Origin of the sequence: Phocaeicola abscessus CCUG 55929, assembly GCF_000312445.1 — a bacterium.
In the GTDB taxonomy this organism is placed as follows: Bacteria; Bacteroidota; Bacteroidia; order Bacteroidales; family Bacteroidaceae; genus Phocaeicola; species Phocaeicola abscessus.
In genome coordinates this window covers 476,212-497,663 of record NZ_HE997182.1, presented here as the reverse complement: position 1 = coordinate 497,663, position 21,452 = coordinate 476,212, and the positions used below count along the sequence as shown (strand labels likewise).

Genomic DNA, 21,452 nt, shown 5'->3' with positions numbered 1-21,452 from the left:
ATAGCGCTACAACACCCGCTTATACTGTTTTTCTTTCTGCGGGCGGATTGATGTCAAGCTTCCGATATACTCCGGCTTGCCGGAAGCAATGCTGTTACGGGCGGCGATCCCGACCAAGCAGGACAAGGCTCCGTCCCTACTTCCGGCACATTGTCTATACGGATCGGGAACGTCGGGCAAGAAGATCTGATCCTGCATCAGCACATCGCCTCCTCCGTGTCCGGTCTGAATCAAAGGTATCTGCACATAATGCCGCTTCTCAAAATTCCTGAACACGACAATCTCATCGTAATCGGCATCGGAGGTACGGCGCTTTTCCTGAATCCAAGCGTCGATACGTCCCTTTGTGCCATTGAATGCGATGCGATAGCCCTCATAAGGAGAATAAGTGGTCAAGGAATAGGCTACCTGTACGCCGTTGCAATATTTAATCGTCGCCACCATCTTATCGAAAATATCGATGTCGTTTTTGAAAACGCAACCGTCTCTCAGGTAACCGTCGTATTTTTCGTTATCCACATAGATGAGTTTCAGAAACTCGTCTCGCATGATGTCGAAATAATAGGGACACTCCTTCGTATGGAAGCAGCTTCTGCAATTTTCGGCGCGGAAAGAGCCGTTTTTTCCGTAGTGGTCGAGCCTTCCCAAGGCATACACGCTTTCCGGATCGCTGTCGAGCCACCAATTCAACAGATCGAAGTGGTGGCAGGCCTTGTGCACTAGCAACGAACCGCTGTTTTCCACTTTTCGGTGCCAGCGACGAAAATAATCGGCGCCGTGCTCGATGTCCAGATACCAGTGAAAATCTGCCGAGGTCACTTCCCCTATCTCTCCCGAGCGCAACAATTCCCATATTTTCACGCGATGGGGAGAATAGCGGTAGTTAAACGTAACGCGGCAGACTTTTCCGGTTCTCTTTTCGGCATCGAGGATGGCCTGTATCTTTTTCTCGTCAGTGGTCATCGGTTTTTCGGTGATGACGTCGGCGCCCAGTTCCATTCCCCGTACGATAAAATAATCGTGCGTCGCATCCACCGTACAGACGATCAGCATGTCGGGCTTGGTTTCCTGCATCATCTTTTCGAAATCGGAATACGTGGGACAGGTCAGGCCCACATAGTCCTGCCAGGTTTGCATCCTGCCGGCATTGATATCGCAGATGCCCACGAACTCCACATAATCCAAATACTTGTTCGCCACGTCGCGTCCCCAAGTACCTGCGCCGCGGTTTCCCAGCCCGACCATGGCGAGGCGTTTCTTCTTTACGGGGTCCACCGGTTTGGCTGGCGGTATTCCCCGAGAATCGGGGAGAAGGACGGTGCCGACATCGGCGCGCGCGATTTGTCCCCACAGGGCAGTACCTGTCAATGCTGCAGAAGAAGTCAAAAAACTTCTGCGCGACATTTTGTTGTATTCATTTTTCATCGTCATAGATATATCCGTATTATTTTACGATCAACAACCATCCTTTTTTCGCCTCGATAGGAATCGATTCACGAAGCCTAAAGGTGGCAGCGGGCTGAAAACCCTCTATTTCGGGTGCTATCAATACCGCCGTCTCGGGAGAAATGCCGAGTGTATCCCAATCGAACGTCAATTTCACCGATTGCTTCCGGCTATCGAAATTGCCTACGGAGATCAATCCCTCTCCCGGTTTGAGATAAGCCGTCGCCTTCACAAGGGGATGCGATGTTTTCACAGGACAATCCTTCACCCAATATCCTTTCATTTCGGCCTCTTCTATTCCGAAAGATTGCCACAGCGCCCATACCGGCGCAGGAGAATATTTCTCTTCATACCCGTAACGTCCGGTAGCTCCGTACACCATCCCCAGCCACGGATTCACGCGTTCGATCATTTCACTCATCAAGCCGAAAGGTATTCCAGAGAAAGTGATCAGCCACTCGTCCGGCCTTTTCTTTTCATAATCGAATCCCTCGCCGAACCAGAGGCGGTCGATATAGGGGAAAAAGCCCATATACTGATTGGCCGGCCCCATGGAATACTGTTCGTGCGAATGCAGATCGATCAGCGAACCGGGGCGGTATTGTTCCATGATTTTCCGCATCCGTTTCAATACGGGACGGTCGTAAGCTACATCGTCCAGATAAACGCCGTCGATTTCGTAGTTCTGAAACATCCACCGCAATCCTTCCAAATAATAGTTGATCCACCTCGAAAAGCCGTTTACCACGAGAGAAGCATCGTACTGATCGCCGTCGATCTCGGTGAACCAGGCCAACTTGTAATCGTCCGTCAAATGCTCGCAAAGCCAGGGAAGTCCGTGTCCCCATCCGGAAGGGAAAATCTCGTGATTCAAACTTTTCAGGGCGAATATTTCGGCGGCAAAGTTCGACAATTCACGAACGGTATAGTAGAGTTTCACTTTCCGGTCGTGTCGGTGTTGTTCGCGAATATAATCGATCAGCGGCTGCTGAACGATAAAGGGATAATTAATGACCGGATTCAGTCGAGTGGCATGATGCAGGTTCTGAACATTCGCTCCCTGTATGGCCGCTTCTTCCATCCCCGTGCTGCCGTGCGAATATCTTTTCGAAAAATGTTTCCACGTATTGACCGGTTTCACGGGCGTGATCATCAGGGCAAATTCGAACGTTTCGGGCTCGGGCGATAAAGTTGTACTTCCCGTTGCAGCAACCGCTTGCGCCGGTTTACCCCTTGCTCCGAAGATAGCTACCGATCCTTTGCCTCCGTTCGACCATGCTCTCGGAGGCGCCGGCTTATAGTCTTCCAACAAGGGGCCGTGATAACTCCCCCCGAGAAATTCGAGGTGCAAGCCCGCATCGGTTCCGCCTGTCCAGAAACTGTCCCAAGGCCCGTTCCAATTCCACTTGTAGCAGGCGGGACGGAAACCGCCCTTATATTTTTCATATCCGATCCCGATGAAATATTCCGAAGCCTGTGGGGTATAATCGCAAAGGAGCCGAATATCTTTAACGGCAATTGGTTCAAAAGAGGAAACATTCATCTTGTAGCGGATATAACCGTCGAACTCCATGCGCCCTTCGCACTCGAAACGGATTCTTTGCTGCCTGGAGGAAGTATGCCATATCGCCAATCCGTCGGCAATCTTTTCAGGCGCTGCTCCGCAAGCGTCGAAGGTCACGTCGCCCCCTTGCGTCTCTACCACAAAGCGGACCGGTTTCTCGAGAATTTCCTTGCCGTTGACGGCGATCGCCTGAGGAAGGCCGTTGCCTTGAAGAAGCAGCGTTTTCCCGGTCGCCCGTATCCTCTCCGAGTCCACCTCCATGGCTTGATAAGGAGCAACCGGTTCGTCATCGATGCCGATCGTGGAGTTCAGCCACGCCAACCGCGCATGGCGCCACAATTCTCCTTCTCCCCTGTCTTTCAGTCTTTCCTTCTGCACCCGAATCGTCACATCGAGAATTCGTTCCCGAATACCGTCCGCCGTAAGCGTAACCCGTCCCTTATATTTCCCGGGGTGCGCCATGTCAGGAATTTGCACGCCGCACCAGAGCGCCTGAACCTTGCCTTTCTGCACATCTATCCGAAACTCGAGCGGATTGCCGTCCCAATTGATACCTTCCTGGTTGAAACAGGTGATCTCACTTGCGGCAATTCTTCCGTTTTTGCCGATCAGGTCGGAGAATGTCAATCTCACATTTGTCGTTTTTTCCCGGGGAGACCACAGTCCTATTTGCCAGACATAATATTCATTCCGCATCGCCGAGCCTTCGAAAGTATCGGAGGGACCGTTTTCAATCCAACGGACGGGAATCCGATCCGTCAGACGGATGGGATAGGCACGGTCTTCGGTAAAAAGAATCGGATTTTCGGGGTGTTGCGCGAGAAGATCTTTCGTCTCCTCCCGGGTGGCAATCAATCCCATCGGCGTAGGAAAATCGAAGCGGAGCCGACTTTCAAAACGCAAAACCGACGCCTTCTCAAGTGCTTCGGGATCCGCCGGTAGGGAAGCCAGCCACTTAGTATCGGCCGTTTGCGCAGGAATATTCGCCCTGTCACTGGTAAGAGGCACTGGTGTATCACTATTTTTTTCGAAATAGTTGTTATTTCCCGAGGCAGGTACGTAATCTTCCCAAGGCCTGGAATCCCATCGTCCTGAACCGTATCCTCTCCTGAAAACGTACGGAAGATAATAGATATGATAGATTCCACCCTTTTCGGCCGGTTGGAAAACAACCACGCCCTTTTCGGCCGAAACCCGGTAAGTCTTGACATTCCGCACAGACAAACCCGTAGCCGCATCGTACACCACAATTCGCTTCCGCGCCGGGTTCAAATCCGAGCGCCGCCACGGAAGCACCGCAACCACCGCATTTCCATTATGAGACGAAACGGACACTACCGCCCGGTGATTCCCCAACTTATCTACCGCCCAGGCGCTGTCGGCAACAACAAACGGAATGCCGTCGGGAGCGCAGGAAAGATAAGCACTCTCTCCATTGGGAAAAACAGTGGAAGAACAGCAGGCGGAACAGCTAAGAAACGCGACTACGACAATCAGAGAGAGTTGTTTGATTGGGGACCTATTCATTGTGATCGAGATTAAAAACAGACATATTCCCACGTAATACGGTCATCGCGATCGACATACACCATCAGGTAACCGCTGAAAGTATCGCCAAAACCGCCCTCCAACCACCAATTGTCGCAGATAGCCCCACCGGTGACGAATTGCGTCTTTCGGGTATATATTTCCTCATACACATGCTGATGCCCCTGCAGGACGAGCTCTACCCGGTAGTCGCGAAGCATATCCCACACCTCCTTATAATTCGAAAACATGCCGTCGCTCGTCACATAACGTCCTTCGATGGCCGGATAATAGAGCGAAAGCATCGGGACATGCATGGCGAGGACGATGGGCACGTCGGTTCCGACAGCCTTCAGGTCTTTTCTCAGCCATGCGATCTGCCCTTCGCCCAAGCGATACTCTCCTTTCCCGTCCTGTTCATTGCTGTTGAGCACGATAAAATGCACACCTTTATGGGTAAACGAGTAATAGGCGGGACCGAAAACTTTCTCATACGTACGGAGGCTTTGCACATCCAGCGAGCCGTCCGTAAACACCAGATCGTGATTGCCAGCCATATAATAAGCTTTTTGCCCGTTTCCGTCGACCATGTCCTTGAACGTTTTCATCAACGCTTCCGCCCGTTCGTCGCCCGGCCGGTAATGATCTACGGGCGCATTATCGCCGCCGAACAGGAGGAAATCCACGTCCCTCAGCTTCACCTGTTCCAGCGCTCGTCTGAAACCGTCGGCGCTGCCCCGGGCATTATTCTCATACAAGTGCACATCGGTCAGGAAAGCAAACGAAAATTTCGACTCCCGCGTCCGTTGCATCAGATAGGCTTCGTGCAGCTGCTCGAACAAGGTAAGATAAACCACCAGTCGGTTTTTCAAACCGGTTTCGGCTTCCGCACTTTCTAATTGTGTCCGGTATTCCGCTATCTCTCCTTTCAGTTTTCCCAGCAACATCTTCACCAGGGCGCGCTCTATCGATGCATCCGGCATCAGCAACAATGTCTCCATATTTTTCCCCACAGCCATCGAAGCGGCATATAAAGCGCCGGCTTGTTCCGGATACTGTCGGTAAAACGCTTTTGCGAGAAGAGCGGCATCGACATTCGAGGCACTGAAAAAGACAGCGCCCTTTTTCTGAGCATGATCCTCCACGCCGATCTCCGCCTCGAAACGTTCATATTTCCCGCGTATCGGATACGCCAGCATCGAGTCGGCAAAACAGAAAACGCCGCGCTCATAAACCTTCCCGGCAATACGGATGGGTTCGCCGCTATCGTTTACTCGCATCCGAGGAACGCTGTCATGTCCCGTCCGTTCGTATTCAAACGGAACCTCGTCCAACCAGACGCTCTTCCCCCCGGGGGCGATCAGCCGGGCATTTCCCCAGACGGCATAATCCCATTGCCCACTCTGGTCGCCGCGCACAGCCGACAGGAAGAGCGTTTCCACACCGTGCAGGTCGATCGAAAAAGCAGATGCCTGCTCCCCGACTTTCTTCCGAACTGGTTGAATCGACATTCCTGCCGCTTGTCTGCGTTTTTCCATTACTTGCGTTTTAAGTTCCGCAAAGCGGGTGATCCATTCGGGCGTTTGCAAGCGGTCGCTGCCGCGCTTACCCCCCGGAACGAGCCGGACAGGTCGGGCCCATGCCGACAGTGAGGATGCCAATGCCGTTCCGGCAATCCATCCTGAAGATTTGATAAAATTTCTTCGTTGCATCGTATTAAAAATTCAATCGTGAAATTAATTCATCTCCTTTTTATTTCCGTCTTTCTCCGGTTTTTCCCACGTAGAATCCCTTTTTTAAAAAGATCTTTTGTCTTAAGACAACTTAAGATCGAGATACCCTAAAAAAGAAGATATTGCGAAGAAACGGACGAGAAAGAAGCTCTTGAGCGGCTTAGCAAACTCCAAAAAGTTATTTTGGACCCTTTGACTGGCTTAGCAAGCTTCAAAAAAATATTTTGAGATTTTCGACGGCTTCTGCAAGGGCAAAAACGAAGCCGAGCAGATAATCTTTCAAACTCATCCGCAGCAGTTTCAACACTTTTGTGATATGATATTCTACGCTTTTTATGGTCAGATTCATCATGGAGGCTATTTCCTGGTTCGTTTTTCCGTGGAATCGACTTTGCGTAAAAATCTCCTTGCTTTGCGAGGAGACCTGATCCAATGTCTGTCGCACTATTCTCTGGATTTCGCCGGTCAAGACCTGCTGCGGGAAACACGATTCAAGCGTATTGATCCTCAGTGACAGTTCTTCGACCTGCTCATCCTTTATTTTGCTAAAAAGCGTATATTTGATGCGTTCGTGTTTCAAATAATTCAACACTCTATTTTTCAGGAGCGTATGCAAGTAAGCGTCCAAATTGACGATGGTTATTTTCTGAGCATGCTGCCAAGTCGAGATAATGCAATCGGAGACAATATCTTCCGCTATCATATCGTCAAAGACGTACGATTTGATAAAAAGAAAAGATCTCTTAAAATAATGCGTATAGATCTCTTTAAAATCTCTTTTTCCTAAAGGCGGCATCTGTTTTCACGTATTAGCATTTCAAAGATATAGGAAAAACAAGGAACTTTCTTTAATCCGGTTTAGAAATAAGGTGAAAAAAGACTACTTGAACGTTATTATTCTTCCCGACCCGAATCTTTCTCCAGGTGCATTTCATTCATCCAGGCAGTCGAAAAAGAGATTGATCTACCATGAGAAAGCATCTTTCAGCGGTTTTCCGACCACCCACTCGTTCGGTTCTACTCCGAACAGCCATTCAATGGTCGGTGCCAGATCATAATTGAACACCGGATGCTCTATTTGGTATCCTTTCTTTACGCCCGGTCCGTAGATGAAGAAAGGCACTTCCATTTCTTCCCGACGGGCATTGCCGTGACCGGTTTTAAAACCTCCGTGATCGGCCACGATAAAAATAAAAGTCCGATCGAGAAGATCCGCTTTTCTCAACGACTCCATCAAAGCCCCGACCAGACTATCCGTCTTCAGCGTAGCTCGAACGTAGGTATTCGATTGATATCCTTCGCTATGCCCCGCATGATCTTGATGGTCTACATGCACCAATGTCAGATTCGGCTTTTTCTCTGCGATAAAATCACCTGTTTTCCGTATCGCCTCCTCTTCCGAACCAGCAGGGATACTCAGATCGCACACTCCCTTTTCAATCAATTCGCCAATCGTTCCCCAATGATAGATCGCTCCTAAAACCGCTTCCGGATATCGAGCCCGTATTTCCCCGAACATGGTAGGAAACATGTCGAATTCATTTTTGTAAATCGGTTCCATCGGGCGATTATGCACTCTCCAATCGTTGTCTCCCGCACTGTGACGTTCGGGCGTAGTTCCCGTAAAAAGCGTCGTCCACGCCGGAGCGCTGACGCTCGGCATAATGGTTCGAGCCGCTAACGAATAAGCTCCGTTCTGCATCAGAAAGTCGAAGTGGGGAAGGTTTTGCCCCATCGAGAAAGCATGTGCCCCCATTCCGTCGACACCTATTACCAATACATGCGGTAGCCCTTTCTGCCGCCCGTTTTCTCCCGAAGGAGAAACACAACTAACACACATACCCATAAACAATCCTGCATAAATAAGCTGTTTCATTTTCTCTTTTTATTTTTTATTATAAAAGACAATCATCCACGCGGTTTCCCTAAAAGATTTTGACGAAGAAGCCCTTTATAAAGATACCTCGAAGTCCGGCGAAACGGCATCGGGTCGTTTCGCCCACGTCTATTTCCCATTCGGATGTATATCCCACCATAAAGGGGTCGTTTCCAAATCAGGCCCTCCTAATAATTGAATTGCCTTTGCGATTTCTTCCCGATTGGAAGCGACCTCATCTTCAATAAAAGGTAAACGGGTCAAGACTTGCCCTTTAGCCGGATCCACATTCGGATTCACGGACGATTTCTTCGGATATAACTTCGGCAATCTGGTTCTCCTGTATTCAGCCCAGGCTTCCGTACTGTTCGGATACATGGCCAACCATTTTTGCGTGATAATCTGCTCGTACTGTTCCTGCTTATCGGAAGAGAATTTCACGCAAATCGTACTCAATGGCTGTTCGATCGTCGTGACAAATTTTGTTTGCTCTCCTTCTATTTCCGCACGGCAATATTCTGTGGCAGAAGGTTTGGATTCTCCGTCGAGATACGAATCGATTTCGGTTTGATCGGTAATCCCCCACTGTTTCATCGATTCCCGAATACCTGTTTCGTAATTCGTTTTCATGTCTCCGGCTCCGCTCCATTCTCTCCAGGCCGCTTCCGCCAACAGGAACCATGTTTCGGCCGCATTGAAAACAGGAGTCGGAGTTATATACATCCTGTCCGGATGAAAGCGCGGCCCCATCTTCGAATGAGAGAGATAGACCGGATCCTTTTTGGCATGCGGCGTACCGCTCGCCATGCCGCAATATTTCCCGATACGATAAGCAAATTCGGGGAAGTCGGCTACCGCCCATCCTTCTTCTGTGGTGGGAGAGAAAAATTCTTTCACCCGAGGGTCTTTAAAACCGATCAAGAAACTTTCCATGTTATTGCTCATAATAACCTCTCCATAGCCATTCATCCGGTTATATCCGTTATCGTTCTTCATATTGAATTTGGGATCGGTGGGCAGGCTCATATCATCCGTGCCGGCATATTTCAGCAACAGATTGGTGGCTATAGCCGCCTCTCCTTCCAGCTTTGCCTTTTCCGGTTCTACGTTCGAAATGCGCAATGCCATGCGCAACCGGATGACGTTGGCGAATTTCACCCATTGCGATACGCTTCCGCCGAAAATCACATCGCCCGCTCCAAAGACATTCAGCGCGGGATTTTTATTCAGTTCTTCCGTCAGGGCGGCGACCGCTGCGGTCAAATCTTCGAACAGCTGATAATAGACATCTCTTTGGCTCTCGTAGCGAACCGTCAACTTTCCGTTTCCCAATTCCTTATAGGGGATAGGCCCCCACACATCGGTCAGTAAAAGGAAGCTGAAACTCCGATATATCTTTATCATGTTATAGACATTCATATCTCCGCTTTCTTGAGCTTTATCCATGATCGCATTCGCATAAAAGATGGCATTGGATTGATCCAAGAAAGCCGATTGCGTCCAACCGGCGCGAAGCGCGAACCTGTCCAACAGCGGAAAACCAGTCACGGTATAACCCGAAGAATGCAGGGTGACCGCATTGGAAATATCATGCATCTCACAGTCATACCAATCCAGAGAGGTCTTCAATATTCGGCTGAAAGCTCCGGCATATTGAGATTGACCAAGTTCCATGATTTCGTTTTTATCCATATTATATTTCGTAAAATCGTCCGTACACGAAAACCATACGACCGAAAAAATCGTCATTCCCGCTACGAGAATCAAAAAGCATCTATTTTTTTCTACGTTCTTCATAATCGTGATTCCTTTCTTCTTACACCGTTATAATTTAAGTTTAATATTCAGCCCTACACTGCGACTCATCGGCAGGAAAGCGCTTTCAAAACCCTGTCCGTTCACTCTCGTATTGTAAGTGACATCGGGATCGAACCATTTGCATCCGTTATAAATAAAAAAGAGATTACGACCGACAAGCGACACTTCCATCCCTTTTATCAGCGCTCCCTTTAAGGGGATGGCATAACCGACAGACAATTCCCGTAAACGCGAGTTCGTGGCTTTATGTGAAAAGATCTTCCCGACAGAATTGTACGAACGTCCTCCGACCAATTGACCGAAATCCTGCGCCGTAATCGGGATGTCATTCTGTTGTCCATTCTCCTTCATTCCGTCAAAAATAAACCCTTCTTCGCGACCATGCAACGAATTTTTGCCCGTACCGTAAAACATCAGATAGGATTCGGAACCGGAAACACGATACCCCCCATTATTCCAATCAATCAAGAAATAAAGATTCCAGTTTTTATATTTAAATGTGTTTGTCATAGAACTCGTCCAATCATAATTGAAATTCCCCAGATAGGTGACAGGATCGGTTTCGACAAGCGGCATGCCCTTTTCGCTGACCAGATACCGACCGGCAGCGTTCTTTTGGAAATCTCTCACATAGATTTCTCCGAAAGGACGCCCTTTTTCAACCCACGACTGCCCCATAGCTTGATCGGGAGTGGCGAGCTTATAGCGATCCAGTGTCGGAGACAGTTCTACTACCGTATTGATATTCTTGGCATAATTGATTTGGACATCCCAACTCCAGTCGATTGTTTGAACAGGAGTTCCCCAGAGAATGATTTCAATTCCTTTATTCTGGATATTTCCGGTATTGAACCAAGTAGATCCGTATCCTGAAGTGGGTGGAGTGGTCACCCGCATCAATTGATTGTAAGTATTCGATTTGTAATAAGTAAAGTCAAGGCCCAGGCGATCCTGTAAAAAGCGGATTTCCGCCCCTGCTTCCCATGATTTCGTTTTTTCAGGAATCAAGCCGACCGGCATTCTGGTCGATTTCGGGCTGACCCATCCCAAGGGTCCCCCGTCCTGCACCTCGAAAGTTTGATAAATCATGCTTCTGGGAGCATCGTTGCCTACTTCGGCGTAAATCCCTCTTAATTTAACGAAAGAGAACCATTTCGACAGAGGAACCATCTCCGAAATGACCGCGGTCAAACCGACGGAAGGATAAGCATATCGATAGGGCGAAGGCAGTGTTGAGCTCCAATCGTTGCGCCACGTCACATCCAGGAAGAGATAATCGTGAAAAGCAAGCTGTCCCATTCCATAAATAGATTGTTTTTGCGTGTGCCAATCGTTCTCCGTAGCGGCCACTCCATTGGCCGCATACGCCAAACCGAACTTATTTTCCATGCTCAATCCGCCCTCTTTCACCCTCGTATCGATCCACGAGCCTTTCGAATCTCTCCATTCGCCTCCGATACTCGCATTTACAGCCCAAGTCGGGGCGACCTTTTTTGTAAAAGTTACCAAAAAGTCGGCATTGAAATCCTGCGATTCGGAACTCCCTTTCCTGTAATCCCCTTTTCCCGTATTGATATAATAAGTATCCCAGTACACTTTTGATTCGTAAGAAGAGTTCGATCGCCTCAGGCCGCTACGCAGCTGCAAGGTCAACCAATCGGTAAAACGATATTTCAATACCGCTAACGAATTGACCATATTCGATTTCGAGGGGTTTTCCCGTCCTTTCTTTGCCCAATAAGGATTTAAAACTAAGGTGGATTTAGGCGTCCACGTCAATTGTTTAAGATGTCCCATCTCGTCGACATAGGACCCGGCTTTTATATCTTTCGTACGGATGCTGCGGGGCATAATAAAGGCCTGCATCATCGGGCTAAAGTCACTGTCACCTTGGTCGGGAGAGTTCTTGACGTCCTCCAGATACCAAGTCACTTTGAAATCGAAAGTCACATGCTTCCACAGCTCGGCAGTCATTTTCAGATTGAAATTATGCCGTTGCATTTTATTGGTATTGATCAGGCCTTGGGCTGTCGTGTTCGCATACGAGAAATAGGCACTGTATTTCTCGTTTCCTGCACTGTACGAAATGCCGTTTACCAAGTTGTATCCCGTACCGAATATATCTTTCACATTATTTTTCTGAGGGAGCAACGGAATATCCTCTCCCGTCCAATTTTTTACCGTTTGTCCCATCATCCTGGCTCCCCAACTATCGCCTTCGGCATTGGCCGAATATACGCCGTTACTGCCTTGCGAATATTCATTTTGAAATTCCGGATAGAGAAAAGGCTGATCAAAAACAGACGACGAGTTAATCTCTATCTGCGGTTTTCCGATTTTACCTTTTTTAGTGGTCACGATAACAGCACCATTCTGAGCGCTCGATCCGTAAAGGGCGGCTGCCGTCGGCCCTTTTAAAACGTTCATACTGGCAATATCGTCCGGATTCAAACGGGATAGGCCTCCTCCCGAAGAAGAATAAGGGTTGCCGTCGACCACTATCAGCGGTTGGTTGTTTCCATGAATAGAACGGTTACCGCGGATGATAATACGCGGATCTCCCGTAACACCTGCGCTGCCGGTGGAAGAAAGGATCGTTACGCCGGCAATTTTCCCGGACAGGCTGTTTCCCAAGCTCACGTCTTTGATTTTACTCAAGCCCATCACGTCCACCTGCTGGGAAGAGTAGCTCAATGTCTTTTTGTTTCTTTCGATTCCCAATGCCGTCACGACGACCTCTTCCAGAAACTTGGTATCCTCATTCAGGACGATGCGAAGCGTTTTCTGAGCGGATGTTTTCACCTCCTGTTCGACATAGCCGATATAAGATATTTTCAATATCGCATTCGCATTCGTTTCGATTGAAAAGTTACCGTTCATATCCGTAATCGTACCGTTGGTCGGCTCCCCGATTTCTACGACATTGGCTCCGATTACCGGATCTCCGTTCGAATCCGTAATCGTTCCGGAGACTCGTTTTTTCTGCCGAATTTGCTCTCGTTCGTCAAGTTTTTCCTTTTTAACGGACAACCACACGTGTTTTCCCGCGATCTTATAGTTGACATCCGAGTGCTCGAATAAGATATCAAGCGTTTCTTCCAATGATTTATCCCTTACATTGATCGACACTCGTTTCTCTATATCAACATGGTCGTCCCGCAGAAACAGAAAATCGCTTTGCTTCTCGATGACATTCAGTACTTCCTTCAAAGAAACGTTTTCTCTCCGAATGGAAATTTTAATACCCGATAAATTCGTTTGTTCTGTTGCCGATGAGAAAAAAGGTATCAAAGAAAAGATAAAATACACGACATATAAATTCAATCGAAACTTTAAACCGCGTGTTTTCCATAAAAATGTATACGGCGCACTCATTTTATCCATACCTTTGTATAATTTATTATTAATACGATTAGAAATTGGTTGTATTACGCTGCATTTCCCGGGAAGTGTTGCTGCGCTTCCCGGAATCTTAACTGTCAATCTTCTTCCATAGACATATCCTCCTTCTGTTTTTTCATTTCTACCTGATATAAATTTCTCCCGTTCGCTCATCGCGTTCATAGTCGAAGCCGATCTTCTGCTTCAACACCTGCAACGCGTAATCGATCCCGTCCAATTGGCGGAATTTCCCGCTATACGTATGTGTTTGTTTCAGACACAGATCGCGATTCTGGATAATGATTTTTAAATTATAGAGCAGACTCAATTGCGAAATAATCTCTTCCAGATTCTTTTCTTTAAAAGATAAAATTCCTTCCCGCCAAAGGAACTCATCGTAATCGACAATCGGCGATACGACTAATCTCCCGTTCTTCAGCACGGCCCGATCCTTCGGTTTCAATTGGAGAGGCTTTTCAACCTCTTTGTTCAAGCTGATCAGAACCTGTCCCTCGATAAGAGAAACCGTAAAAATGTTTCGTTCGGGAATGGCGTCTACATAGAACATCGTTCCCATCACTGTGATCGCTCCGTCCCGCGTCGTGACCACGAACGGGCGACGCCGATTCTTAGCGACTTTAAAAAAAGCCCTTCCACTCAGATAAACGTCGCGCTCTTTCTTATCGAATACCGGAGGGAAGGACAGTTTAGAGTTCGAACCTAATTCGATCAGCGTACCGTCATCCAGGGTAAGAGACGTCATTTGCGCGGTAGGGACATAAACCGTTCGCAAAGCAGAAACGTCCGAGCGTTTGGTAAATCGGTTCCATAACGAGGCGATCGCCAATAAAAGGCAAACGGCGGCGGCCGCATATTTAACTCTACGAGCAATGCGGATGTTCTTTAAGGCGAAGATGCCTTTCTTTTTCTCTCCGTCAGACTTCTCCGTTTGTTTTTCCGCAGAGCGGAAAAGAGAAAGTTCATACAGCCGTTTCTCCGTCAAATATCTTTTCAGATGTTGCGGATGCGCCGATATCCATCTGTATGCTAGTATTCGTTCCCTATCGGAAGCTCTTCCTTCAATATATCTTTTAAGCAATTCCTTATCAATTTCCATTCTTATCATCCTTATAACTACAGAGAATGACAATTCTGAACCCAAATACCCTAAAAAGGTCGGTTGCTTTCATCATGTCTATGCGTAAAATGGCCGGACAACGATTGTTCTGCATTCGTTCGCCTCGCAGGAAAGAATAAAAGAACGCGCCGCCCCCCGTCAGCCATCGGCATAGCTATGCATCCCTCCGAGGAAATAGTTTACGCCGAAATAAGTCATCAATACCGTCAGGAAAGCAACAATCATATAAATATGAAAGAATCGTGACTGTCTGAATAGCGACAAATCACGCCGGTGAAAAGCTGCACCATAAACGAGAAAGGTAATCAATGCCCAGACCTCCTTCGGGTCCCACGCCCAGTAACGTCCCCACGAGACATTCGCCCAGACGGCTCCCAAGAAGATTCCGATTCCCAAAAGGAACACGGCGGGGTAAAGCATCAGGCGACTGAGGACAGTCAGCTGCGCTATCCGTTCATCCTTCTCAGGCTGTCTGTCCGCCGTCTTCTTCCCCCAAAAGAGACACAGTGCCAACACGCCATTCAACATAATGAAAGCCAGCAACGCATAAGCCATCATGATCATCGAGACATGGATGCTGAGCAAAGGCGATACCAACACGGGCATCAAAGGGGTAATCTGAGGATTCATCTGCCCGAGGTAAGCCACCAATAATGTAAATCCGGAGAGCAGGAAACCGAACGGCAACATGAATGGAAAACGGCGGTGAAGCAACGCGGAGATACCTCCTGCGCACAAAGCCATGAACAGCATCGTCTCGTAGCCGTTACTCAAAGGAATGCGCCCTCCGATATACCAGCGCAAAGCATACCCCACTAAGCCGAATAATAATACTCCGTACAAAGTAAAAGAAAAGACAAAGCCGATTATCTTTCCGCCCCTTCTCATTTCGGCCTTGTACAATCCGACAACGAGCCAGTGCAAAAAGACTACTATTCCCATCGTCAGATTGATCATGAAAAGGATTTTGCTGAAAGGAATCCGGTTATAGAGCAGTTCGGCTTCCAACTTTATTTTCGACAGCGGTTTTACCTTCCCGTCATCAGGCAAAGGACGAATCAAGGTTCCACGTTCCAACATCAGGATCAACCCGATTTTTTCATCGGTTTCCCGAATGGCTTTCGCCAATTTCCCCCGTCCTTGTTCGCGCTGCCAATATGCTTGCAGCCGATACACATTCCCATCGTACAAATCCGTCAAACTTGCACACGCAGTCCGTACGTTCAATAATCGACGCAGCGCTTTGCTTTTTATCCGAATAATCGGTTCCTTCTTCCATGCTTCAGGACGAAGCAACCAACCGCCCATCACCTGTTCGGGCGTTAATCCGTAGTACGAACTCTTCCCGTAGAGTTTTTGCAAAAAGTCGCGAGCCAGCGTATTGAACGGCGCTACCCGGTCGTGATAAATCACCTGCCGGCGTGCCAAACTGTCTGCCTGCACACGTCGCAATACGGGCACCTTCTTCGATTGCATTTGCGCCGCCCCCATCCAAGGGAAGAGGAGCAACAAGACGAACAATCCGCTCCGCCTCAGCAAGGGATGCCTTAGCAAACGTCGGAAATCTTCCCGTCTGGAAAATAGTAAACCGAATACGGCTATCCCGAACAGCAGATATCCCGCATAAGTGATATCCGTACCCCAGCGATCGTAGTTTACCGTCAACCAACTGCCCTGCTTATCCTCGTCGAACGAAGACTGGTAAAAACGGAAACCGTGCGAAAGGAAGATCCGGTTCATCGCAATGCGTTCGTGCGAGATCTCCTTTCCGGATGCAGACAGACACGTCGTATAACTTACGTAATCGGAAGGCGCCTTCGTACCCGGATAATACTCGACTTTGAAACTATCCAATCGCAAAGCGAAAGGCAAACTCGCACTTTTTCCGTTCTCTTCTAGCAAAAAACGACTCTCCGCCACACCCGGACGCAAATGGATGTACCCCTTCTTTCCGGTAACGAACGTCACCGTCGCTCCCGCCAAAATAAGCAGGAAAGAACCATGAAGCAATCCCACAGGAAAACGACGCCACAGCGTTCTGCGAATAAAAACGACAGATGTTCCGACAGCTATCGCCGCCCACAATCCGAAGAACCAGAGGGTATGATAGATGTTTTTTACTGCATAGTCCGTCCCTTTCGCCTGTTCTACGAAAGTAGCCACAGCGAGTATCCCCACCAGACAGCTATAACAGCCTATGAGTACTTTTTTCAAGAATTCTCGTGCTTTTATGGATTGAAACGGAGCGCGACCGTTCTTTATCGAAGCCTCCGCATCCTACTCCTGCGCTTCGTTCAGGATCCAACTATCTATCAATTCTAATTTTTCCGGCTTGGCCGAAAGCAAGTCGACATGATCATGACGTACATGGCCGTTTTCCTTCAGGACCAGGTGCAACAAACTTTCCTGCAGCTGTCGTGGCTTGACGCGTAACATATCGGGATTCGCCTTCGACGGTTGATTGACTAAAGAAACATAGCTCTTCCCCTCCGTCAGCCATAGGCCGGCAGCAGCCTCGTTACTCTTTCCATGACAACTGATGCAATCCGCATTGAACACTATCGTTTGGATAGCATGGAACATGCCAGCGTCGACCTTATCCGCTTTGATTCGAATCGTATCACCCGTCTCCGCCTTGCAGTCCACTTCTTTAAACGAAAGGATTCGTTTACGCAACTTGTCGATGACGCACAATTCTACCGTAGCAACCTTCTCGGTAATGCCGGACATGGTAAGTTGTATCTCCCTACCTTCCTTTTCAGGGGCCGGTATTGTCTTAGAGACGATCGCATACGGGCTCGACGCGTCAAAACCGGCTATCACCACGCTGTAATCATTCGACCATTTAGCTATTCCGCTGATGACTCCCGTCAACTCCACAGTACGTCCTTCCCCCGTCGGTTCGTATTCCTTTTCGTGAATCCGTCCGTCGTCGCAAGCCGTCAACACGGCACCGAAGAAAACAAAGAAGAGGAAAATCGTTCTCATACCTTACTCTCCTTTCCGTTAGAAGGTATATTGCAACATGACGCATGCCGAGTGTTTTGCCAAGCCTAAATCATCGTTATCCCGATCGAGTTGCGTGTCATGTCCCGTACGAGCGATGAATTGGTACATCGCCTGCAATTTCAGGTTGCAATCCTTAAAGAAATAATTCAGGCCTACAGCAGGCATATTCAGAAAGCCGTTTTTATCCAGTCCGTTCCGATTAAAGAAATCATAACGAAGCGCCGCCTGCACTTGCGGAGCCACAAAATAACCGCCTTGCACATAGCCTCCCAAGAAGTCGAAAGATTCGGATATCTTCATGCGATTGGTAAAGCCCAGATGCATGTAATACATCTCCGCAGCCAGGTAGAGCCTATTCTTCAGCATCGCAAATTCCAATCCGCTACGAAAATCGTTCGTGCTCTCATTCTCGCTTTCCACATTCATTGAAGCAGAAACGCCGAAAAGAATCTTATCTTCCTTCAATCGGTTAGGATTACCCTGCATGGAAGGCATAATACCCTTCGGCATATAAGTAAAGCGGCCGGCATAGAGCAAAGAAGGAATGTGCCAATCGTCGCTGAAAGTTTTAGAAGCCGTATTGACCGAAATTCCCGTACCGTTAAACAGACCTACCTGATAACCGTACTTACCCGCTAACAACCCGTGCAGTTCGATACCTAAATCGAAGCCTGTCCCGATGTTCGGCGTTACGGCATTGAGCGTGTGAGGAATGATCACGGAAGAAGTCAAAGAAACCGGCAGCGAAGGCAATAACGTCTCCCCCAACGTAGTCAGATACGCATGAGTGAACGGCGTTTTGAATTTACCCGCACGAACGGCAAGCTGTTTACTTAACTGAACGTCGAACCATGCCTGTTGCAGCAATGCTCCTCCCGTAGCGGCCGCATTGATGGAAAGGTTGAACGTCACTTTATCAAAAGCTTTACCCGTAAAACCCAATACGGCATAAGGAATGGCAAAGCCGGAATTAGCTACGTTATCCTGATTATAGGCTTTATCCAACCCTTCGTCGTCATAATAGTTGAACCGCCCGGATGTTTGCACCAACAAATAGGGTTTAAAGACAAAATCTCCCTTTTTCGTCCCGATGGTGAATCCTTCTCTTCCTGCTAACGAAACGACTCCGTTCTCCGTATCGGCTTCTTGCTGCGCCTGTACATACAGGGGCAAAAGAGCCATGACCATAATGATTATTTTTTTCATAAGAAAATATATCTGAAAATATCCAAGTAATACAAGTATTAAAATTAAAGCGAATTCAGAAATGCGAGCAAGGCATCGCGGTCTTCCTTGTTCATCCGTTTAAAAAGATTCTTCGATGCTTCTCCCTCTCCACCGTGCCACATGATCGCTTCCGTCAGATTGCGAGCTCGTCCGTCATGCAAGAAATACGTATGTCCGTTCACCTTTTCCTGCAAGCCGATTCCCCAAAGCGGAGTGGTTCGCCACTCGTTGCCGCGCGCCAAACCGCTGACGTAATTGTCGTTCAGTCCTACGCTCATAATCTCAGACCCCATGTCGTGCAAGAGATAATCCGAATAGGGATGAATCGTCTGACTGCCTAACCACGGCAATTGGGTCCCGTTTAGCAGCACAGTGCCTCGAGGTTTCGTATGCAGCGTAGTTACATGGCACAGATGACATTTCGCTTTATAGAAGTTCTGTTCCCCTTTGATTACCTGTGGATCGTTGACATTACGCCGTGCAGGAACACCCAAACTCTGCAAGTAAAGATCGACATTTTCCATTTCCTCGGTAGAAACATCCAGCTGTGCGTACGAAAGTCCCATCATGCTGCCCTGGTCTACCTGAGCCTGTCCCTCGCAAATCTCTTCCGGGTAACGGCTGTTGGTAACTCCAAGGTCACTGGAGAAACCTAATTCCACCGTCAAATCGGCATGCTGCGCCTTATTTCCAGACAGCCCCAAGCTTCTCACGCCTCGTTCGACGATGTAGTTGCAACGTCCACTGATACCATATTCCGGGTAATTGCTTCGAGCGGCGAGCATTTCGATTTCGTGCGGATCGAGCGCCATCATCTGGCCCATACCTACATGTCGTAAGGGGATGCGTACGGTACAAAACATATCTTCCGGTTTGATGCTGTCGGCATACCATTTAGAAATAGAATAGGAGGGTTTACATAGTTCATATTTTTCTCCGTCGGGAAAATAAAAAGTCTCGTAGGCGTATTTTACGGAGAGTTTGCCTTCGGCCTTTACGCCATAGATGGCTTGATCATGCAATACGCGCCCATAGTTCTGGAAGAAAGCTCCGTTTTTACGACTGATATACACCAACATGGAAGAAAAGCCGTAGCTGCCCGAGCCGTCTTCGCTCCACAACGTCGGCTTCGTACGCCCGGCATTACGGTGACAACTGCCGCAAGAATAACCGGCATAAACCGGCCCTAATCCTCCCGTCATACCGTTATCGCTCGTACGCACATCGTCATACAGACCATCTCCGTCATTGAAACGGCTATTATAGCTTCCCGACAACCAGGAAGCACCGGTATCGTAGGCTTTCGACGAATTCAAGAAAATTGTCGACGTACCTGCCGAGAGCGCATAACCTTCCGGAATCTCCATATCCTGTACTTCTATTCCTTCTTCGTTACAGGCACTGCATAGCAATAGGCCAAGACTAACAAACAACCACTTTCTCATTCTTTAATCATTTAATCATGTCTTTTTGGAAAACCACCAATCCAAATACGCCAAAGAAGTGAAGGCAAAGCCTCTCAGCTTTTCCCTCCACTTCTATCATTCTTTTTTATTCCGGCGCCCTATTTCAATCCTTTGCGCGGATTGCCGTCTTTGAATAGCAAGAACTCCAACGTATGGAAACCGCGAACATTCTGGGCAGCTTCCACTTTCTTCTCGTCGTCGCCCTCTTTCCATTCCAGTTCTTTCCAGTTTTGCGACTTCAAGAGCTGTTCGATGGCGTTCTGGTCTAAGGGCCAGCTATCCATATTCGGATCCAAACCTAACTCATCTACCGGACCGAATAAGAACGCTTCGCTAGTTTCCCACGGTTCCCTCGACGCGATCCACGCCTTACACGTTTTTTCGAAATTGGCATCGTTCGGAGTGGAAGCCAGTGCAAATACAGCGCTGTACAACAGTTCGTTCTTCTCTTTCAAGTCTTTATACGTAGGCAATACTACTACATCTACATAATTCGATACGACGGGATCCAGCACCTCATTGGTATTTATCGCCTTATGATCGCGAATATAAGGCTTCAGATTCTTTTCCAGCGTCTCTTTCAACACGCTGCAAGCTTCCATCGCAGCTACCGTCTCCTTACTGTTGATATTGTTGCGGAAAGGTTGCGGAATGGCCTGAATAGCTTTCGCCGCTCCTTCAATCGCATCGATCACCTTTTTATCCAATTCTTTGTTAACGCCGGCAACCAAAGCCGAAATGGATTTGGTGCTTACCTTCCCGTCCATGGAGCCGTAGTAAGCATTACGGATAGAATAAATATTGTTGGTATAATCATCGCGCGAATGCCAGCTATACCACGATTCTACCGAATACAAAGCCTCCGTTTTATTTCCGGCCATATATTTTTTGTAGGGATCGCCAATCTTCTTTTCGCCTACCTCGTCGGAAATTTCCACACAACCGTCGATAATCTGGGCAATACAGTCAAAGGCCGTATTAAATTTCTCCCTGCCGTCATGCGCTTTAAAAATGGACGCAAAAGAATCGCCTTTTTTATGGCTCGTATTCCATGAGTTGTATAGAGCCGTAGCATCGTCTCTTAATAATGTGGCTACATTCTTCATGTAATTATGCCAACTCGAAGCCGTTTCGGGAGTATAATCCATTCCGTCGGGATTGGGGTTCGGAGTTTCTTTCTTATCGTCGCCACATGCCGTAGCAACGAATACCAGCCCTAAGGTCAGGGCTACCGTGTAAAAAAGATTTCTTTTCATCTGATATAAAA

Annotated in this window: 14 protein-coding genes; 1 reads left to right on the top strand and 13 read right to left on the bottom strand. The window is 48.1% G+C overall.

The window, feature by feature from the left end; all coding sequences use genetic code 11:
* Positions 1 to 6: 6 nt before the first annotated feature.
* The 7 genes from BN102_RS02045 to BN102_RS02015 form a co-directional block, all read right to left on the bottom strand.
* Positions 7 to 1,431: a Gfo/Idh/MocA family oxidoreductase gene (locus BN102_RS02045; protein WP_019207399.1), complete on the bottom strand. Its 1,425-nt coding sequence runs from the start codon at positions 1,429 to 1,431 to the stop codon at positions 7 to 9.
* Positions 1,432 to 1,444: 13 nt separating this feature from the next.
* Complete coding sequence (locus BN102_RS02040) at positions 1,445 to 4,537, bottom strand: glycoside hydrolase domain-containing protein (RefSeq protein WP_156810916.1); 3,093 nt, start codon at positions 4,535 to 4,537, stop codon at positions 1,445 to 1,447.
* Between the two features lie 11 nt (positions 4,538 to 4,548).
* Positions 4,549 to 6,249: an NPCBM/NEW2 domain-containing protein gene (locus tag BN102_RS10485; protein ID WP_019207397.1), complete on the bottom strand. Its 1,701-nt coding sequence runs from the start codon at positions 6,247 to 6,249 to the stop codon at positions 4,549 to 4,551.
* 232 nt (positions 6,250 to 6,481) lie between these two features.
* Entirely contained in the window at positions 6,482 to 7,066 is a 585-nt protein-coding gene (locus BN102_RS02030) for an RNA polymerase sigma-70 factor (protein ID WP_019207396.1), read from the bottom strand.
* A 168-nt stretch (positions 7,067 to 7,234) separates the two neighbouring features.
* Entirely contained in the window at positions 7,235 to 8,146 is a 912-nt protein-coding gene (locus BN102_RS02025; protein WP_019207395.1) for an alkaline phosphatase family protein, read from the bottom strand.
* A gap of 129 nt (positions 8,147 to 8,275) precedes the next feature.
* On the bottom strand, positions 8,276 to 9,838 hold the full coding sequence (locus tag BN102_RS02020) for a SusD/RagB family nutrient-binding outer membrane lipoprotein (protein WP_218957797.1): 1,563 nt from the start codon (positions 9,836 to 9,838) through the stop codon (positions 8,276 to 8,278).
* 132 nt (positions 9,839 to 9,970) lie between these two features.
* Positions 9,971 to 13,174, bottom strand: a complete 3,204-nt coding sequence (locus BN102_RS02015) for a SusC/RagA family TonB-linked outer membrane protein (RefSeq protein WP_198006533.1) — start codon at positions 13,172 to 13,174, stop codon at positions 9,971 to 9,973.
* 19 nt (positions 13,175 to 13,193) lie between these two features.
* Between BN102_RS02015 and BN102_RS10990 the strand changes: the two genes are divergently transcribed.
* Complete coding sequence (locus tag BN102_RS10990) at positions 13,194 to 13,460, top strand: hypothetical protein (RefSeq protein ID WP_198006532.1); 267 nt, start codon at positions 13,194 to 13,196, stop codon at positions 13,458 to 13,460.
* A gap of 27 nt (positions 13,461 to 13,487) precedes the next feature.
* Here the strand turns inward: BN102_RS10990 and BN102_RS02010 are convergent, their stop codons facing one another.
* From BN102_RS02010 to BN102_RS01985, 6 genes are all read right to left on the bottom strand, one after another.
* Positions 13,488 to 14,462 (bottom strand): FecR family protein, encoded by a 975-nt coding sequence (locus BN102_RS02010; protein WP_019207392.1) that lies wholly within the window; start codon positions 14,460 to 14,462, stop codon positions 13,488 to 13,490.
* A 159-nt stretch (positions 14,463 to 14,621) separates the two neighbouring features.
* Positions 14,622 to 16,697, bottom strand: a complete 2,076-nt coding sequence (locus BN102_RS02005) for a cytochrome c biogenesis protein CcsA (RefSeq protein ID WP_036786942.1) — start codon at positions 16,695 to 16,697, stop codon at positions 14,622 to 14,624.
* Positions 16,698 to 16,760: 63 nt separating this feature from the next.
* Positions 16,761 to 17,471 (bottom strand): hypothetical protein, encoded by a 711-nt coding sequence (locus BN102_RS02000; protein WP_019207390.1) that lies wholly within the window; start codon positions 17,469 to 17,471, stop codon positions 16,761 to 16,763.
* Positions 17,472 to 17,489: 18 nt separating this feature from the next.
* Positions 17,490 to 18,698 carry a porin gene (locus BN102_RS01995; protein WP_019207389.1) on the bottom strand — a complete coding sequence of 403 codons (1,209 nt, stop codon included), beginning with the start codon at positions 18,696 to 18,698 and terminating at the stop codon, positions 17,490 to 17,492.
* 44 nt (positions 18,699 to 18,742) lie between these two features.
* Complete coding sequence (locus BN102_RS01990) at positions 18,743 to 20,164, bottom strand: di-heme oxidoredictase family protein (RefSeq protein ID WP_036786941.1); 1,422 nt, start codon at positions 20,162 to 20,164, stop codon at positions 18,743 to 18,745.
* 119 nt (positions 20,165 to 20,283) lie between these two features.
* Entirely contained in the window at positions 20,284 to 21,441 is a 1,158-nt protein-coding gene (locus BN102_RS01985) for an imelysin family protein (protein ID WP_019207387.1), read from the bottom strand.
* Between the last annotated feature and the right edge of the window lie 11 nt (positions 21,442 to 21,452).

What these genes read in the sequence shown, in the direction of transcription:
- BN102_RS02030 (WP_019207396.1), bottom strand. Translation starts at nt 7,066, where the DNA reads ATGCCGCCTTTAGGAAAAAGAGATTTTAAAGAGATCTATACGCATTAT.
- BN102_RS02010 (WP_019207392.1), bottom strand. Translation starts at nt 14,462, where the DNA reads ATGGAAATTGATAAGGAATTGCTTAAAAGATATATTGAAGGAAGAGCT.
- BN102_RS02045 (WP_019207399.1), bottom strand. Translation starts at nt 1,431, where the DNA reads ATGACGATGAAAAATGAATACAACAAAATGTCGCGCAGAAGTTTTTTG.
- BN102_RS02040 (WP_156810916.1), bottom strand. Translation starts at nt 4,537, where the DNA reads ATGAATAGGTCCCCAATCAAACAACTCTCTCTGATTGTCGTAGTCGCG.
- BN102_RS02020 (WP_218957797.1), bottom strand. Translation starts at nt 9,838, where the DNA reads ATGGATAAAAACGAAATCATGGAACTTGGTCAATCTCAATATGCCGGA.
- BN102_RS02000 (WP_019207390.1), bottom strand. Translation starts at nt 17,471, where the DNA reads ATGAGAACGATTTTCCTCTTCTTTGTTTTCTTCGGTGCCGTGTTGACG.
- BN102_RS10990 (WP_198006532.1), top strand. Translation starts at nt 13,194, where the DNA reads ATGGAAATTTTAATACCCGATAAATTCGTTTGTTCTGTTGCCGATGAG.
- BN102_RS10485 (WP_019207397.1), bottom strand. Translation starts at nt 6,249, where the DNA reads ATGCAACGAAGAAATTTTATCAAATCTTCAGGATGGATTGCCGGAACG.
- BN102_RS02025 (WP_019207395.1), bottom strand. Translation starts at nt 8,146, where the DNA reads ATGAAACAGCTTATTTATGCAGGATTGTTTATGGGTATGTGTGTTAGT.
- BN102_RS01990 (WP_036786941.1), bottom strand. Translation starts at nt 20,164, where the DNA reads ATGAGAAAGTGGTTGTTTGTTAGTCTTGGCCTATTGCTATGCAGTGCC.
- BN102_RS01995 (WP_019207389.1), bottom strand. Translation starts at nt 18,698, where the DNA reads ATGAAAAAAATAATCATTATGGTCATGGCTCTTTTGCCCCTGTATGTA.
- BN102_RS01985 (WP_019207387.1), bottom strand. Translation starts at nt 21,441, where the DNA reads ATGAAAAGAAATCTTTTTTACACGGTAGCCCTGACCTTAGGGCTGGTA.